The following is a 14,988-nucleotide window of genomic DNA, read 5'->3' on the forward strand; positions in this document are numbered from 1 at the left end:
CACACGCGCGGGCGGGGCGCGGCATCAGGGCAGCCCCCCAGTTCCTCCGGGGGGATATCAGGGTTGCGCCAGGGTCGGGACCGGTGCCGCGGGGCCGGGCGGACCGTCACCATGGACCCATGACCGACGTACACGACGCTCCCCCGGCCGATCCCGGGGCACCCGCCCCGGACGGCCGCCCACCCCTGCGCCGCAGCAAGCACGACAAGGTCCTCGCGGGCGTGTGCGGCGGCCTCGGCCGGTACTTCGGTCTGGACCCGGTGGTGTTCCGGATCGTGCTGGGCGTCCTCGCCGTCACCGGCGGCGTCGGTCTGATCTTCTACGGGTTCTCCTGGCTGCTGCTCCCCCAGGACGGCGAGGAGGACAGCGAGGGCAGGAAGCTGCTGACCGGCCGGGTGGAGGGCGCCACCCTGGCGGCGGTCTTCAGCGCCCTGGTGGGCTGCGCCCTGTTCCTGTCGATGGCGGACAACGGGGTGATCGGGGGCTTCTCCGTACTGGTCGTCCTGGCCCTCGGCGCCGCCTCGTACTGGTCGCAGCGCCACCGCCGCGCCCCCGAGGCGGAGGCGGAGGCCCCGGCGGCGCACCGGCCCGCGCCGCCGGAGACGCAGGCGCCGCCGGTGCCCGGCAGCCCGTCGTGGTGGCGGGATCCGCTGGTCAAGGACGGCACCACCGGTCCGGTCGGGTCGGCGGGGTACCTGTGGGGCCCGGACGACGAGGACCGGCCGCGGCCCGGCGGGGCGCCGGAGCGGCCGCGCGAGGCCGCCCCGGCGCGGTCCGGCGGCGGCATCGGGGGCCGGGTGTTCGTCCTGGCCCTGCTGGCCGGAGCCGCGGGCACGGCTTCGGTGTGGCACGGCAGCACCCTCGCGCACGCCCTCCAGGTCGGGCTCGCCTCGGCGCTGGCCGTCTTCGGACTGGGCATGGCCGTCAGCTCCCTCAAGGGGCGCACCGGCTTCGGGACGGTGCTGCTCTCCCTTCTCACCGCCGGTCTGCTCGCGGGCTCGCTCGCCCTGCCGCGCGAGATCGGCACCGACTGGCGCGACGTCGACTGGCGTCCGGCGGCGGTGGCCGACGTACGGCCCTCGTACCGGTCGGGCACCGGGCTCGCCACCCTGGACCTGAGCCGGCTGGACGTGCCGAAGGGCACCACCGTGAGCGTCGCCGCGTCCATCGACGCCGGCCGGCTGAAGGTGATCGTGCCCCGGGAGGTCACCGCGGAGGCCGACGTCTCCATCCGGCTCGGCGACATCCAGTTCCCCGGGGAGGGCGGCCCCGACATCCGTGTGAAGAGCGGCGGGGAGACCCGTCGGGCGACCTTGCCCCCCGCCGCCGGCACCGAGGCCGGCGGCACGATCGAGCTGCGCCTGGAGGCGGGCGTGGGACAGGTGGAGGTGGACCGTGCGGCGTCATGAGTTCCAGCCGGGACGGCTGCTGGCGGGACTGGTCCTGACCGCGGTCGGTGTGCTCTACCTGCTCGACGCGGCCGGGGAGACGGACCTGCCCTGGTTCCTGGTGGTCCCGATGGCGGTCGGCGGGCTCGTGCTCGCCGCACTGGTCGGGATGGTGACCTACGCCGTCCGGCGGGACCGGCGGGCGGGTGCGACCGGATCGGCCGACCGCCGGATGAGCGAGTCCGCCGACAGGTAGGGCGCCCCGGCGAGGATCAGCGGGATCCAGGCCATCAGGTAGACCAGGTCGTTGCCGTAGTAGTACGGGCTGACCGCCCAGGACACCGTGAGCCACAGGCTGAGCGAGATCAGCGCTCCGCCGGTGGCCGCGATCCGGGTCAGCAGCCCGGCGAGCGCGCCGAGGCCGACGAGGAGCTCGCCGACGGCGATGGCGATGCCGAAGCCGACGGGCGACTTCAGGGCCAGGTCCACCAGGGCGGGCACGGCGGCGGTGTCGCGCACCCCGTGCATCAGTTCGCCGAGGGAGCCGGGGCCGGTGGCGGACAGGAAAGCGGAGTCGGTCAGCTTGTCCAGACCCGCGTACACGAAGGTCACGCCGAGGAAGATCCGCAGGGGCAGGAGCGCGTGGCGGGCGGCCGTCTCCCGGAGGGACGGGGCCGGCAGCCCTGAAGGCACGTCAGTTCGGGTCACGCCCCATGTGTACCCCGTTCACTCGGCGACGTCGATGCCGTACCGGTTGGATTCCACCCCGGCGGCGGTCACCACCTGGACCTCGGTGCGGCCCGGCTCGACCTCCGCCGGCACGGGCACGGTCAGCACCGCGTCCGACGGGTTGGTGAACCCGCCCGGCACCGGAACCAGCGGTACGTGGACGTGCACGGCCCCGATCCGCACCACCAGCCGGGCCATCATCTCCGGGGTCTGCGCCCCCGGCGGCACGAAGCCGACCCCGCGGATCTCGATGTCGTCCCCGGGGCGGACGGCCGCGTCCAGGTCCCCGGGCTCCCGTCTGCGCACCACCGACAGCACGAGCGGACGGCTGCCCTCGGCGTACTTCGCCGCCAGGTAGACCACCGCCGAGAGGGCGACCAGCAGGGCCAGCGACCACGGCAGCCGGGGCAGCCGGTCCGGGAACCGGGCCAGCGACACCGCCGCGAAGGCCAGCACCACCGTGGAGACCAGCACGTACTGGGCGTCGGTGAAGCTCCCCCGGCCCGCGTCGTCGGTGAGCAGGTCGGCGCCGGCGGGACGGTCCGCCGGGAGCTTCTGCAGCCGCTGCCCCATGATCCGTACGGCGACCACCCGGCGCACCAGCACCGCCACCCCGGACGTCAGCGCGAGCACCGCCAGCAGCGGCAGCGCCCGGCCCAGCGCGAGCCCGTCGTAGAGGGCGTCGCGCTCCGGCCCGGGCGCGGAGGCCGCCAGCCGCAGCGCGGGAAGCAGCGCCGCGAAGGCGGTCAGCACCAGCCAGGCCGCCGGGACCGCCTTGGAGGTGGACAGCCGGTTGTCCTCGCCGACCAGCGGGGCCAGCAGGCCGCCGCGCAGCGACTGGGCCCGCGCCGCGACGGTGAGCAGCCCGGCCAGGGCGACGGCCGTCAGCAGGGCGGCGGTGCGGGCGGCGGACCAGCCGGTGCCGAGCGCCGCGGCGACCTGGACCACCAGCAGCACCCCGGCGGCGATCCACAGGGCGAGGACGGCCCGCCGGGACAGCAGGTACAGCCAGGAGTGCCCGGCCTCCCGGCCCCGGTCGGCGACCGTGCGGGCGGACAGGGTCAGTTCGTCCGACACCCACTGACGGGAGGCGCCGAGGGAGTGGGCGACGGCGGCCGGGACGCCCTGACCGGCGGCGAACTCCTCGCGCTTCTCCAGGAAGGCGGCCACCGCCCGCCGGTGTCCCTCGCGGGCTCCGTGGGGGCAGTCGTCGCAGGTGCAGCCGCCGCCGTGGGTACTTCGGGGGATCTCTTGGACAGCCACGTGCGTGATGCCTCTCTGAACTCCGGTGCAGTGCCAGCGAATTGTGCACCACTGCGGCAGTGCTCCGGATTGCGCACGATGTCAGAGCAGGTGATTAACCGTTCATGATGTTGACGTCACCCCTGTGGGTGCCTCCCGCAGCGGCTGATAGCTCACCCAGGCGGCCAGATCCGAGCCGAACCGCCCGCGGGTGGCGACCGCGCTGCGGTGGTCGATGGGCACCGGTTTCCCGGCCGCCCGCGCGATCAGCTGCACCTGCGCGGCCCGTTCCGCCGCGAGGAACCACCACACCGCAGCCTCCACCGAGTCCCCGACCGTCAGCAGGCCCCGGTTGCGCAGGATCAGCGCCTTGTACGGGCCCAGCGCGCGCCCGATCCGCGCCGGGTCCTCGGCCCCCGCGAACTCGTCCAGCAGCGCGTGGTCCCCGTAGAAGGCGCAGGCCTCCTCCGTGACCGGGGCCAGCAGTTCGCCGAGGCAGGCCAGCGCCCTGCCGTACGGGCCCTGCGTGCGCACGACGGCCACCACGCCGGGCCGCTCGCGGTGGACGGCGGCGTGCACGGCGAAGGCCAGCTGGTTGACCCGCCGCTCCCCCTCCAGCACCCGGCCCTCCCCGTCGACCAGCAGCAGGTCCGCGGGGCCGAGCGCGCCGAAGGCCCGCCCGAAGGGGTTCACCCAGTAGCAGTCCTCGAACTCCGGGTCGCGTACGGAGACCTGCCCGGCCACCCCGTCCTCGTACCCCAGCCGCCCCAGCAGCCGCAGCCCTTCGGCGAGCCGCTCCCTGCGGTGCGCCCGGGTCTGCTCCGCCGTGGCGAAGACGGGCGGCATCGCGAAGCCGAGCCGCTCCGCGGGCACGGGTACCGGTCGCTCGGCCACGGGGCCCCTCCTTCTTCTCGGGGTCGGTCGCGGCGCAAGGTACCGGCGGCCGCCCCAAGAGGCCATACACGCGGCGGAGCCGCCGCTCCCCGGAGGGGAACGGCGGCTCCTTCGGGCCGCGGAGGGGACTACTCCCACTCGATGGTGCCCGGGGGCTTGCTCGTGCAGTCGAGGACCACGCGGTTCACGTCCGGCACCTCGTTGGTGATCCGGGTGGAGATCTTCGCCAGGACCTCGTAGGGCAGCCGCGTCCAGTCCGCCGTCATGGCGTCCTCGGAGGAGACGGGGCGCAGCACGATCGGGTGGCCGTAGGTGCGGCCGTCACCCTGGACGCCCACGCTGCGGACGTCGGCGAGCAGCACGACCGGGCACTGCCAGATCTCCCGGTCCAGGCCGGCCGCGGTCAGCTCGTGGCGGGCGATGGCGTCGGCCTCGCGCAGCAGGTCCAGGCGCTCCCTGGTGACCTCGCCGACGATGCGGATGCCGAGGCCGGGGCCGGGGAACGGCTGGCGCTGGACGATCTCCTCGGGCAGGCCGAGCTCCTGGCCGACCATCCGGACCTCGTCCTTGAACAGCTGGCGCAGCGGCTCGACGAGCTCGAACTCGATGTCGTCGGGCAGGCCGCCCACGTTGTGGTGGGACTTGATGTTCGCGGTGCCGGTGCCGCCGCCGGACTCGACGACGTCCGGGTACAGGGTGCCCTGGACGAGGAAGGCGACCGCCGGGCCGTCCTCCTGGAGGATCTCCAGCTGGGCCTGCTCGAAGACGCGGATGAACTCACGGCCGATGATCTTGCGCTTGGTCTCCGGGTCGGAGACGCCGGCGAGCGCGTTCAGGAAGCGCTCCTGCGCGTCGACGACCTTCAGCTGGACGCCGGTGGCGGCCACGAAGTCCTTCTCGACCTGCTCGGTCTCGCCCTTGCGCATCAGGCCGTGGTCGACGTACACGCAGGTCAGCTGGGAGCCGATGGCCTTCTGCACGAGGGCCGCGGCGACCGCCGAGTCCACGCCGCCGGACAGGCCGCAGATGGCGCGCTTGTCGCCGACCTGCTCGCGGATGGCCGCGATCTGCTCCTCGACGATGTTGCCGGTCGTCCAGGACGGGGACAGGCCCGCGCCCCGGTAGAGGAAGTGCTCCAGGACCTGCTGGCCGTGCGTGGAGTGCATGACCTCGGGGTGGTACTGGACCCCGTACAGCCGCTTCTCGTCGTTCTCGAAGGCCGCGACCGGGACGACGTCCGTCGAGGCGGTGACGGAGAAGCCCTCGGGGGCGGCGGAGCATGCGTCGCCGTGCGACATCCACACCGACTGGCTGGCCGGGGTGCCCTCGAACAGCGTCGAACCGGCCTTGGAGACGGCCAGCGGGGTACGGCCGTACTCCCGCGCACCGGAGTTGTCGACGGTGCCGCCGAGGGTGGTCGCCATCAGCTGGAAGCCGTAGCACATGCCGAACACCGGGACGCCGGCCTCGAACAGGGCCCGCGAGTCGTCCAGGCGCGGGGCGCCCTCTTCGTACACGGAGGACGGACCGCCGGACAGGATGATCGCCTTGGGGTCCTTGGCGAGCATCTCGGCCACGGGCATCGTGCTGGGCACGATCTCGCTGTAGACCCTGGCCTCGCGGACGCGGCGGGCGATGAGCTGGGCGTACTGGGCGCCGAAGTCGACGACGAGAACCGTGTCCGGGGCGCTGTCGTGGGCGGCGGAGGGTGCTTCTGGCACGGGGCGGCCTTCCGGCGGAAGAGGGTGGCTGTTTTGTCGATTCTACCGGTGGCGCCACCCCCGGTTTTGTCGCACCATCCGAGTCCCCCACCCCGGTGACGCCCCGCGACCCCCCGCTCACAGCGCTCGCCGCGCCCGTGCGATCACCCGCTGCGCCCCGGCGCCGTACACGGCGGACCCGCGGAGCACGTCCCAGACCCGGAGGTGGGTCGCTGTCGGAGTCGTCCAGCCACAGCTCGGCGTGCCAGTCCTCCACGACCACCCGCCGGTCGTCGTAGATCCAGAAGCCGTTCCCGGGGTGGGTCTTCAGGAGGGCGGAGAAGGGGACGATCCCGAGTTCGACGGTGTCGAGGCCGATGACGCCCAGAAGCCGGTCGAGTTGCGCGGCGAGGACCGACGGCGGGCAGACCCGGGCGTGCAACGCCCCCTCCCACATCATGATCTGGTGCCGCTTCCCGGAGTCGTACAGCGCCTCCTGCCGGCGGACCCGTGCGCGCACCGCGTCCTCGGTGTCGCGCGGGGAACGCATGAGATCGGCATGGCGGGTGAAGACGGCGCGGGCGTAGTCGGCCGTCTGGAGCATCCCCGCCACGACGCAGTTCTCCCAGATCCGCAGGGTCGTGGTCCGGTCGTGCTCGGCCGTGATCGCGTCCTGCACGGGGCGGTGGCCCGACCGTAGCCGCTCCCGCCACGGGCGGACGTCGTCCCCGCTCACAGCCCCTGCCTCGCCCGCGCGATGACCCGCTGCGCCTCGGCGCCGTACACGGCGGACTCGCGGAGCGCGTCCCAGACCCGGAGGTGGGTCGCGACGCTGTCGGTGTCGTCCAGCCACAGCTCGGCGTGCCAGGTCTCCACGACCACCTGCTGGTCGTCGTAGATCCAGAACGGGGTGGCCGGCGGGATCTTCAGAACCGCCCCGAACGGAACGATCCCCAGGTCCACGGTGTCGAGCCCGACCACTCCGTGCAGCCGGTCGAGCTGCGCGGCGAGAACGGAAGGCTGGCACACACGAGCGTGGAGCGCGGCCTCCCACATCAGCAGGTGGAACCGCTTTCCGGGATCGTAGAGCGCCTCCTGCCTGCGCATGCGCGACCGGACGGCCTCTTCGGTGTCGCGGGGGGAGCGCTGAAGCTCGGCGTACCGGGTGAAGAGGGACCGCGCGTAGTCGGGCGTCTGCAGGATCCCCATGATCATGGACGTCTCCCACCCTCGGAGCACGGTGGCGTCGGCGTGCGCGGCGAGGTGCGCGTCCTGTACGGGTTTGTGTCCTGAACTCAGCTGCCGCCGCCACGAGCGGATGTGGCTCTCGAAACCCCTGAGCCGGGCGAGCAGTTCGTCGTACGCCTCCGGCTGACCGGTCCCGTCGGCCCAGGCGCGCAGGTCGTCGGGCGTCGCGGTCTGCCGGCCGTTCTCCAGCTTGCTCACTTTGGGCTGCGGCCACCCGAGCCGCCGCGCCAGACCGGCACCGGTGAGCCGGCCGTCGACAGCTGCGAGACGCAGTTCGCGCAGCCGCAGGCCGAGCGCCTCACGCGCCTGCTGATAGTCCGTGCTCACCGGTACCCGTTCATTGCCGCTATTTGGCCTCGAACTGTTCGTACGGCACAGCGTAGTGCGATGCCGCGTCGCGCACTTGGGCGTAGCGGAGCACTTCGGCGGGCTCAGTGATGAGCTCGACGTCGACGAAGTTGTCGTCCTCGTCGAAGTTCAGCAGCGCCACCGTCCGCGAGTCCAGGATCCAGAAGTCCACCTCAGGCAGGCGCAGCCGCTCCGCGTCGCTGCGTCGCAGGACCCGGATGTCCTCGCCCAGCGCGCTGTTACGGCGGGCGTTGTCGAGCAGGTAGAGCTGCCCGCGCGTGGCCGGCTCATCAACGATACGGACGCGCTCGAACCGCTTGCCGAGCGCCACCTGCTCACGACGCTCGGCGCACCATTCCGGATTCTCCCCCTCCCAGCGCACGGGCTCGCCCCGCTCGAACTGCGCATACGTCCTGGTGGCTTCGTCAGACGCGTAGCGCCGCCGGGTCTCCAGCCGCCAGGTCACGTGCTCGAACCGCGTGAACAGCCGGTCGAACTCGTCCAGATCAATGATCTGCGGCACACGGTCGACCTCCTTGAGGCCGAAGTCCACCAGCAGTTCACGCGGAACAACGATGGGCACTTCCCCGGCCGACAGGTGCCGGAGCTGCGCGATGTCCTCGGGATCGGTGAGCGGCGGTCCGTGCACGATGACCTCGCCGCTCTCCACGTCCTCGTGAACCGCCGGGCATCCGTTGACCCCACTGCCTGTGCCGTTGAATCGCAGTCGACGCGCCATGGCGCTTCCCCTCTCGTAGGCGGTGGTCCCAGCTTCGAGCAGGGATCACTCGCTCCGCCACGGTCCCGAGAGAGCCGCGTAAGAATTTCCGGGCATAGCTGTCGACTGTCCGAGAATTTTCGCGCATAGCCGACCCTGCGTCGAACTCCCCTCCTCTAGCGTCCAGTTCATGGCATCACAGACCACCATGAGCCCGCCCGTCCACCTCTCCCTCCCCCGGGACGCCCCCAGACCCGTGCCGGGGTGTGACGTCTGTGCGGCGCTCGGGCGGCAGCGTCGGGAGGCCCGTCGGCGGGGGGACCGGTCGGCGGTGTCGGACTGCGACGTGGAGATCCGGGCGCATCAGGGGCGCGGCCGGTGCTGAGGCACGTGCCCGAGGGCGGGGTGACCTACGAGGTGTTCTGCCGGGCGTACTGCTGCCCGGCGGACTCCGGACCCCAGGACGAGGAGGAGGCCGCCGAGGAGTGGGCGCTGCGGCACGCGCGGCGCAGCGGGCACGAGGTGTTCCGGCGGGTGCGCAGCGATCACGCGCGGGTCGTCTCGGGATGTGGGCCCGGTTGACCCGGGGCGGGGGCGGAGGGTAATAATCCGTCCATGCGCAAGCAGCTGAGCTTCCTCTTTACCTATGGCACCGGTCGGTCCGGTCGCCATGGGTCCGCGTGATGCTCGCTTGAGCCGCTGACTTCCCAGAGCGCCCCGGTCCGACAGGACCGGGGCGCTCTCGCGTTCCCTCCGGTCCTGCGGCCCCCATCCCCCAGGAGACCCGACATGAACGCCACCGCCACCACCCCCGAGCAGCTCATCGCCGGCAGCCGCGAGCGGATCGACGCGCTCGACGACCGGATCATCGGCCTGATCCAGGAACGGATGGCCGTCTCGGCCGTCATCCAGGAGGCCCGGATCACCTCCGGCGGCCGCCGGGTGCACCTCTCGCGCGAGATGGAGGTGCTCGCGCACTGGAACGACGCCCTCGGCAAGCCGGGCACCGCCCTCGCGATGACCCTGCTGGAGCTGAGCCGCGGCCGCGTCTGACGGGTGTTCGTCACCCTTCCGGAGCGTGACCGGCCGCGCGGGGGCTTCGTTCTCGGGGTAGTCCGCGTCAGCCAGGCGCGGGTCGCAGCACCACGCGTGGCTCCAGGGGAGCGATGAGACGTGCCGCCCGAGGGCGCGCGTCGTGGGACCTCGCTCCGTCCGTGACCGGACGGCAGGGGACAGCAGCCCGGTCACCCATGAGGACGGCCGGCCCGGGGGACGCCCCGGGCCGGCCGTTCCGCGTTCCGCGTTCCTACGCCGTGCGGCGCCGGCGGAAGGCCACGTACAGGCCGCCCCCGACGAGGACCAGCCCGGCCCCCGCCAGGCCGAGCGGGCCCGCGGTGCTGCCGGTGGAGGCGAGCGGGCCGCGCGAGCCGGAGCCGCCCGCGGCCGTGGCCCCGCCGCTCGCGCCGGCCGACGGCGAGGCCGAAGCGGAGGCGGAGGCGGACGGGGAGGGGGAACCGCTCGGCGACGGCGTGCCCGAGGTGCTCGGGGCCGGGCCGGTGGGGTTCACCGTGAACGCGGCCTGGTTGTTGGCCAGTACCGGGTCGAACGGGTGCCGCTGCGGCTCGCCGCCGGGGCCGGGGCGGCCGACGGTGATCGCGCCCCGGGCGTCCGGGACGGCCTTGTCGATCCGCACCTCGAAGGGGAACTCGGCCTTCGCGCTCTCCGACAGCGAGGTCCCGGTGGCGCAGAGGTAGCGGGGCGCGGTGTCGGCCCCGGTGGAACGGCAGGCCGCGGGGGCCGTCAGGACCTTCAGGCCGGGCGGGAGCGCCACGTCGACGACGGCCGCCGGGGCTTCGGAGCGGGGCTCGAAGACCCAGGCCGGGCCCTGGTTGCGCACGGAGACGACGGCCTTGGCGGTCGCGCCCGCCTTCCCCTTCACGACGAGCGGGTCGGCCGCCAGGTCGGCGGTGTTGGTGACGGCGAAGCCGGCCTCGCGCCGGTTGTCGGCGGGGTTGAGGTCCGGGCCGCGCAGGGCCGGGGTCAGCGTCGCCGCGCGCTTCTTCGCGGTGAGCTTGCGGCCCCCGGCCGGGTTCTTCCCGGCCTGGTCCCCGGCCGCCTGGTCCCCGGCCGCCTGGTCGCCCGGCTTCGCGCCGGCGCCCGCGTTCGCGCCCGCCGGGGCCGCCGGGGCCGCCGGGTAGATGCCGTAGCCGAGCAGCTCCGCGCGGGCGTGCGCGGTGGCCTTCAGGTGCAGGGGGCTGTCGCCCGCCAGCTCGTAGCTCTCGCCCGCCTTGAACTCCCCCTCGACCGTGCAGAGCGCGGTGGTGGAGGTGGCGGTGATGCGGTACGCGCAGTTGTCGTAGTGCTCGCCGAACTCCAGGCCGTGACTGGCCTCCAGCTCCAGCACCACGCCCCGCGCGGGCTGCCCGCCGCGGTTGGCGAACGCGAGCGGCAGCGGCTGGCTCTCCCCCGGCTTGGGGTCCCGCTTCAGCCGCATCTCCTCCATCACCAGGTCGGGGCCGCCGACCGTGACCGCGGTGACGGCCGGCTTGACGGTGACTCCGGCGCCCGCCCCGCTCACCGCGATCGCGCCGGACGCGCCGTCGGCGGCGCCCTTCGCGGCGGCGACCTCCAGGTCGATGCCGCGCGGGGAGCCCGCGCGCGCAGCCTCGTCCTTGCAGACGAGCGTGCTCGCGACGGCCGCGCACCGGGGCGCGGCGCCGGCGGCGGGCACCTCGCGGACGGTGGCCACCCCGGCGGCCTTGGCCAGGTCGACGGTGAAGGTGACGGGGCCGGTGAAGGCGCTCGCGCCGGCCGGCTGCTCCAGCCGGACGGCCAGCGCCACCGGCTTCGGCGCGCCGTCGGCCGGGTGCGGCACGAGGGCGAGGGCGGCCGGGGCCGCCAGGGTGAGGACGGGGTCCGCGGCCGGGGCCGCCGGGGTGAGGACGGGGTCCGCGGCCTGCGCGGGGGCGGTGGCGGTGGCCAGCCCCGCGACGACCAGGCCGCAGGCGGCCAGCAGGGAGATGCGCTGTCTCATGCACCCTGTGACCACCGGACCCCGGCAGCGGTTGCGCCCTTCGCCCTGTGACCGACACCACAGACCTGGCGCGAGGATTCCGGTACAACCTTCTTCGGCGACCGCCTGTCCTCTCTTGTACCGCGGTGGGTACCGCGCTCGGAGGGGGAGCGCGGTACCCACCACGGTCAGTGATCCGGTTCCGGTTGCCTCGGAGGCACCGCGGGAACGGCCAGGAAGGGCAGCCGCAGCGCACCGAAGGCTTCCTTCGGAACGGCCGGACGGCCCGGTTCCACCGCCGTGAGACGGACGTACGCCGCCCCCTGCTCGGGCCGCGGGTCCGCCTCGCCGTTGTTGGGCCAGTAGGACATCGCCCGCTCCGCCTGTGCCGTGATCGTCAGCGACGGGTTGACCCCGAGGTTCGCGGAGACCGCCGAGCCGTCGACGACCGAGATGCCCGGGTGCCCGTAGAGCCGGTGGTACGGGTCCACCACACCCTCCTGCGGCGAGGCGCCGATGGGGCAGCCGCCGAGGAAGTGCGCGGTCAGCGGGGTGCCCATCAGCTCGCCGACGTTGCTGCCGGGGAAACCGTTGATCTCCTCGGCGAGCAGGGTCGCGGCCCGGGTGGCCTCCTCGATCTGCACCGGGTTGGGCGCGCCGTGGCCCTGGCGGGCGGTCAGCAGCCCCTTGCCGGGGCCGCCGGGCCTGCGGTACGTCGTCAGGGAGTTGTCCAGGGACTGCATGACCAGGCCGATGATGGTCCGCTCCGACCAGCGCCGGTTGGACAGCGAACGGGCCAGCTGCACGGGGTGGCGGGCGGTGCGGGCGAACCAGGCGCGGACCCGGTGGCGGGCGTAGGGCACCTGGAGGACGGTCATGAACCCCATGGCGTTGGAGCCCTTGCCGTAGCGGACGGGCTCGATGTGGGTGTCGGCGTCGGGGTGCACCGAGGAGGTGATGGCCACGCCCCGCGTGAAGTCCGCCCGGCTGCCCTCCCCGTGGCGCTTGCGGTAGCGGCGGTCGTCGGTCTGGGCGCCGACCAGCCCCTCGGAGTTGGTCCGGGTCAGCTCGCCGAGCCGGTCCGAGAGGCGGGGCAGCTCGCCCCGGTCCTTCATGGTGTGCAGCAGGGTCTGGGTGCCGTAGGTGCCCGCCGCGACGACCACGTACCGGGCGCGCAGCACCTTGGCGCGGCCCGTGCGGCGGTGGTCGGTGGGCACGGTGCGGACCCGGTAGCCGCCGTCCGGGTGGTCGGAGAGGGCGGTGACCGTGGTCATCGGGTGGATGACGGCCCCGGCCCGCTCGGCGAGGTGCAGGTAGTTCTCGTTCAGGGTGTTCTTGGCGCCGTGGCGGCAGCCCGTCATGCACTCCCCGCACTCGGTGCAGCCCGTGCGGGCGGGCCCGGCGCCGCCGAAGTACGGGTCGGGGACCTCCCGCCCCGGTCCCGTCGGCGGGGCCCCGCCGGCGTCCTCGCCGTCGCCGAAGAACACGCCGACGGGCGCCATGTGGAAGGAGTCGCCCACGCCCATCTTCTCGGCGGCCGCCTTGAGGTGGACGTCGGAGGGGGTGAGCGTCGGGTTCAGCCGTACGCCGAGCATCCGCTTGGCCTGGTCGTAGTACGGGGCGAGTTCCTCGCGCCAGTCGGTGATGGACGCCCACTGGCGGTCCTCGAAGAAGGCGGCGGGGGGCACGTACAGGGTGTTGGCGTAGTTGAGCGAGCCGCCGCCCACCCCGGCGCCCGCCAGCACCATCACGTTGCCGAGCAGGTGGATGCGCTGGATGCCGTACAGCCCGAGGGCCGGCGCCCAGAGGTAGTTGCGCAGGTCCCAGCTGTTCTTGGGCAGGCTCTCGCGGGTGAAGCGGCGCCCCGCCTCCAGGACGCCCACCCGGTAGCCCTTCTCGGTGAGCCGCAGCGCCGAGACGGATCCGCCGAAGCCCGATCCGATGACGATGACGTCGTAGTCGTACGACACGGGCGTGCTCCTAACGGAAGCGGAGGGCCTTCATGACCTTGAGGCTGCGGGTCATGAACTCCGCGTACTTCGCGTCGTCCATGCCCAGTGAGGGCGCCATCGGCAGCAGGCGCTGGTGGGCCACGGTCTGCGCCTCGGTGTACTTGAGGATCCCCTCGGAGCCGTGGCGGCGGCCGAGGCCGGAGTCCTTCATGCCGCCCATCGGGGCCTGGGCGCTGCCGTAGGCGGGGGCGTAACCGTCGTTGATGTTGACGGTGCCGGTGCGCAGGCGGGCGGCGACGGCGTGGCCGCGCCGCGCGTCCTTGGTCCAGACGCTGGAGTTGAGGCCGTAGGGGGTGGCGTTGGCCTGGGCGATGACCTCGTCCTCGTCGGTGAACCGGTAGACCGAGACGACCGGGCCGAAGGTCTCCTCGGCGCAGACGGCCATGGGGGCCTCGACCCCGTCGAGGATGGTGGGTTCGTAGAAGAGGGGGCCGATGTCGGGGCGGGCGGTGCCGCCGGCGACGAGGGTGGCGCCCTTGGCGACGGCCTCGTCCACGTGCCGCTGGACGGTCTCCAGCTGGCGGGTGCCGACGAGCGAGCCCATGTCCGCCCCGTAGGCGAGGGCGTGGCCGAGCCGCATGGCCCGGGTGCGGGCGGCGAACCGCTCGACGAAGGCGTCGGCGACCGAGGCGTGGACGTAGAGGCGCTCGATGGAGATGCAGAGCTGGCCCGCGGAGGAGAAACAGGCGCGGACGGCGCCCGCGGCGGCCTTCTCCACGTCGGCGTCGGCGAGGACGAGCATGGCGTTCTTGCCGCCGAGTTCGAGCGAGACCCCGACCAGCCGGTCGGCGGCGCCCCGCGCGACCTCGCGGCCGGTCCGGGTGGAACCGGTGAAGGAGACGTAGTCGGCGTGCCGGACCACCTCGGGGCCGACGACCGGGCCCTCGCCGAGGACCACCTGGAAGACCTCGGCGGGCAGTCCGGCCTCGATCAGCAGGTCACGGGCCCACAGGGCGGTCAGCGCGGTCTCGGTGTCCGGCTTCATGACGACGGCGTTGCCGGAGACGAAGGCGGGCAGGGCGTCGCCGACGGACAGTTCGAGGGGGTAGTTCCAGGGCGCGATCTGGCCGACGACGCCGCGCGGCTGGCGCAGTTCGGTGACCTTGGTCAGGGTCGGCATGGCACCCGTGTGGCCCTTGGGGCGCAGGTACGCGGGCGCCTTGCGGCCGTAGTGACGGGCGGCGACGGCGACTGCCTGGACCTCTTCGTGGGCGTGCAGGCGGGCCTTGCCGGTCTCCAGCTGGATGAGGTCGAGCACCTCGGACTGGCGGGCCAGGACCAGGTCGTGGAAGCGGAGCAGGACCGCCGCGCGACGGCGTACGGGGACCGCCGCCCAGGCGGACTGGGCGGCGCGGGCGCGGGTGAAGGCGGTGGCCACGTCCTCGGGGGTGGCCTCGGGGAGCTCCGCCAGCACGTCCCCGGTGAAGGGGGTGTGGTTGGCGGTCCGGCCCGAGCCGATCACTCCGCGGGTCAGCCGGGTGACCAGCTCGGGGGTCACCACGTCGGCGGCGCCGCGGGCGCCGGCCGGGACCGGGGCGACGGGGTTGGTGGGCTGGGGTGCGGTGCGGAGGGGGGCGTCGGAGGCCTGCGAGTCCGTCATGGCGGTGAGCGTATGCCGCCGACGGGCCTTTGGGTACCCGTGGGTAACCGGATTTTGCCAAGTCTGCCAGTGATCGCTGGCGCGATCCGGCCGGCG

13 protein-coding genes and 1 pseudogene are annotated in these 14,988 nt (G+C 73.6%); 4 read left to right on the forward strand and 10 right to left on the reverse strand.

The window, feature by feature from the left end:
• The first annotated feature begins 119 nt into the window (after positions 1-119).
• Together ACGFXC_RS12210 and ACGFXC_RS12215 are read left to right on the forward strand one after the other, a co-directional pair.
• The gene (locus ACGFXC_RS12210; RefSeq protein ID WP_393712003.1) at positions 120-1,409 is read left to right on the forward strand and encodes a PspC domain-containing protein; all 1,290 of its coding nucleotides are present in this window, start codon (positions 120-122) and stop codon (positions 1,407-1,409) included.
• On the forward strand, positions 1,396-1,644 hold the full coding sequence (locus ACGFXC_RS12215; protein WP_393712004.1) for a hypothetical protein: 249 nt from the start codon (positions 1,396-1,398) through the stop codon (positions 1,642-1,644). Before ACGFXC_RS12210 ends, ACGFXC_RS12215 begins: the two co-directional genes overlap by 14 nt.
• Here ACGFXC_RS12215 and ACGFXC_RS12220 read toward each other — a convergent pair.
• The 7 genes and pseudogenes from ACGFXC_RS12220 to ACGFXC_RS12250 all read right to left on the reverse strand — a co-directional run bounded on the left by ACGFXC_RS12220 (position 1,566) and on the right by ACGFXC_RS12250 (position 8,288).
• A complete protein-coding gene (locus ACGFXC_RS12220; protein WP_393712006.1) occupies positions 1,566-2,096 on the reverse strand; it encodes a DoxX family protein in 531 nt (176 codons plus the stop codon). The two genes, ACGFXC_RS12215 and ACGFXC_RS12220, sit on opposite strands and share 79 nt — an antisense overlap.
• 18 nt (positions 2,097-2,114) lie before the next feature.
• Positions 2,115-3,380, reverse strand: a complete 1,266-nt coding sequence (locus tag ACGFXC_RS12225) for a hypothetical protein (protein ID WP_393712008.1) — start codon at positions 3,378-3,380, stop codon at positions 2,115-2,117.
• Positions 3,381-3,482: 102 nt separating this feature from the next.
• Entirely contained in the window at positions 3,483-4,253 is a 771-nt protein-coding gene (locus ACGFXC_RS12230) for a class II aldolase/adducin family protein (protein ID WP_393712009.1), read from the reverse strand.
• Positions 4,254-4,381: 128 nt separating this feature from the next.
• Positions 4,382-5,974, reverse strand: a complete 1,593-nt coding sequence (gene guaA / locus ACGFXC_RS12235) for a glutamine-hydrolyzing GMP synthase (RefSeq protein ID WP_393712011.1) — start codon at positions 5,972-5,974, stop codon at positions 4,382-4,384.
• A gap of 117 nt (positions 5,975-6,091) precedes the next feature.
• Positions 6,092-6,674, reverse strand: a pseudogene (locus tag ACGFXC_RS12240) (DUF5753 domain-containing protein); the annotation flags it as partial.
• 11 nt (positions 6,675-6,685) lie between these two features.
• Positions 6,686-7,528 carry a Scr1 family TA system antitoxin-like transcriptional regulator gene (locus ACGFXC_RS12245; RefSeq protein WP_393712013.1) on the reverse strand — a complete coding sequence of 281 codons (843 nt, stop codon included), beginning with the start codon at positions 7,526-7,528 and terminating at the stop codon, positions 6,686-6,688.
• 19 nt (positions 7,529-7,547) lie between these two features.
• A complete protein-coding gene (locus ACGFXC_RS12250; protein ID WP_393712015.1) occupies positions 7,548-8,288 on the reverse strand; it encodes a DUF6879 family protein in 741 nt (246 codons plus the stop codon).
• Between the two features lie 357 nt (positions 8,289-8,645).
• On the opposite strand from ACGFXC_RS12250, the gene ACGFXC_RS12255 reads away from it, so the two are divergent.
• Complete coding sequence (locus ACGFXC_RS12255; RefSeq protein ID WP_393712017.1) at positions 8,646-8,849, forward strand: hypothetical protein; 204 nt, start codon at positions 8,646-8,648, stop codon at positions 8,847-8,849.
• A 207-nt stretch (positions 8,850-9,056) separates the two neighbouring features.
• Complete coding sequence (locus ACGFXC_RS12260; RefSeq protein ID WP_393712019.1) at positions 9,057-9,320, forward strand: chorismate mutase; 264 nt, start codon at positions 9,057-9,059, stop codon at positions 9,318-9,320.
• A 253-nt stretch (positions 9,321-9,573) separates the two neighbouring features.
• Here the strand turns inward: ACGFXC_RS12260 and ACGFXC_RS12265 are convergent, their stop codons facing one another.
• The 3 genes from ACGFXC_RS12265 to ACGFXC_RS12275 all read right to left on the reverse strand — a co-directional run bounded on the left by ACGFXC_RS12265 (position 9,574) and on the right by ACGFXC_RS12275 (position 14,892).
• On the reverse strand, positions 9,574-11,301 hold the full coding sequence (locus tag ACGFXC_RS12265) for an LPXTG cell wall anchor domain-containing protein (RefSeq protein WP_393712020.1): 1,728 nt from the start codon (positions 11,299-11,301) through the stop codon (positions 9,574-9,576).
• A 167-nt stretch (positions 11,302-11,468) separates the two neighbouring features.
• Positions 11,469-13,250 (reverse strand): GMC oxidoreductase, encoded by a 1,782-nt coding sequence (locus ACGFXC_RS12270; RefSeq protein ID WP_393712022.1) that lies wholly within the window; start codon positions 13,248-13,250, stop codon positions 11,469-11,471.
• A gap of 10 nt (positions 13,251-13,260) precedes the next feature.
• Complete coding sequence (locus ACGFXC_RS12275; protein ID WP_393712023.1) at positions 13,261-14,892, reverse strand: succinic semialdehyde dehydrogenase; 1,632 nt, start codon at positions 14,890-14,892, stop codon at positions 13,261-13,263.
• Positions 14,893-14,988 lie beyond the last annotated feature (96 nt).

Source organism: Streptomyces sp. NPDC048507 (assembly GCF_043199995.1).
In the GTDB taxonomy this organism is placed as follows: domain Bacteria; phylum Actinomycetota; class Actinomycetes; order Streptomycetales; family Streptomycetaceae; genus Streptomyces.

Excerpts from the sequence above, each read along its gene's own strand:
- ACGFXC_RS12210 (WP_393712003.1), top strand. The coding sequence starts at position 120 with ATGACCGACGTACACGACGCTCCCCCGGCCGATCCCGGGGCACCCGCC.
- ACGFXC_RS12250 (WP_393712015.1), bottom strand. The coding sequence starts at position 8,288 with ATGGCGCGTCGACTGCGATTCAACGGCACAGGCAGTGGGGTCAACGGA.
- ACGFXC_RS12260 (WP_393712019.1), top strand. The coding sequence starts at position 9,057 with ATGAACGCCACCGCCACCACCCCCGAGCAGCTCATCGCCGGCAGCCGC.
- ACGFXC_RS12265 (WP_393712020.1), bottom strand. The coding sequence starts at position 11,301 with ATGAGACAGCGCATCTCCCTGCTGGCCGCCTGCGGCCTGGTCGTCGCG.
- ACGFXC_RS12275 (WP_393712023.1), bottom strand. The coding sequence starts at position 14,892 with ATGACGGACTCGCAGGCCTCCGACGCCCCCCTCCGCACCGCACCCCAG.